At 64.6% G+C, this 503-nt stretch carries 1 pseudogene; it reads right to left on the bottom strand.

The features are described 5' to 3' along the window. A pseudogene (locus tag HMPREF0321_RS00710) lies at positions 1 to 503 on the bottom strand (hypothetical protein); the annotation flags it as partial.

The following is a 503-nucleotide window of genomic DNA, read 5'->3' as shown; positions in this document are numbered from 1 at the left end:
CGCCCCTGATTTTTGTGAATCGTCGTCGCATAGCCGTGGTCGATCGCCTGATAATCACCCATCGGGACGCTGACGCTATCACCGCCCGACCGTCAAGCTGCGCGACGATCCGGCCGGCCTCAACATGCTCGACGGTGCCAAGCATCCCGTTTTTCACGCCAAGGTCGCGATTGTTCTCCAAGAACACGATGCGGTCGCCCGGCGCGAACTCCCGCTTGCCGTCATTGGTCTGGAAGGTCAGCGCGCCGGCGTCTTCTCCGCGCGCCAGCTCGCCCCGGTCCTGTAGCTCCGTCCGGATCGCGTCATTGATGGCGTGAACATCGGCCCGGCGATGCGCCATCGCAACCCGGGTGCCGTCCGGACGCTCATCGCGATCGGCAAGGTAATCGCGCACGATCTCGCCGCGTGCGTCCTCGCCAGTTTCGGCAAAGCTGATATTGCCATGCTCATGATAGGCGGCCAGCCCCTCGGCCGTCCGGTGCGAGGCGAAGTCAACCGACGCC

Origin of the sequence: Dermacoccus sp. Ellin185, assembly GCF_000152185.1 — a bacterium.
In the GTDB taxonomy this organism is placed as follows: Bacteria; Actinomycetota; Actinomycetes; order Actinomycetales; family Dermatophilaceae; genus Dermacoccus; species Dermacoccus nishinomiyaensis.
This window is presented reverse-complemented; position numbering and strand designations above follow the sequence as displayed.